Here is a 279-nt window from a genome sequence, read left to right on the forward strand (position 1 = left end):
CGCGCGCTCTATCTCGTCCAGGCGAACGGCAAGGCCATCCGCTACCGGGTCGCGGTCGGCCGCGCGGGCGCGACCTGGACGGGCGTGGAACGGGTCACCGCCAAGCAGACCTGGCCGGGCTGGACACCGACGCCGGAGATGCGCCGGCGCCGGCCGGGCCTGCCGCACCACGTCGCGGGCGGTCCGCGCAACCCCCTCGGCGCGCGGGCACTCTATCTCGGCGACTCGGCCTATCGCATCCACGGAACGACGGAGCCGGGCTCGATCGGCCGCGCCGCG

General features: G+C 76.3%; 1 protein-coding gene. It reads left to right on the forward strand.

The annotated features are described in order from the left end of the window. Window positions 1-279: L,D-transpeptidase (locus CVH10_RS19815; protein ID WP_146143142.1), on the forward strand; the 279-nt coding region annotated here is incomplete at both ends.

The sequence above is a fragment of the Halomonas sp. ND22Bw genome (assembly GCF_003011945.1).
GTDB classification, from domain to species: domain Bacteria; phylum Pseudomonadota; class Gammaproteobacteria; order Pseudomonadales; family Halomonadaceae; genus Halomonas; species Halomonas halophila.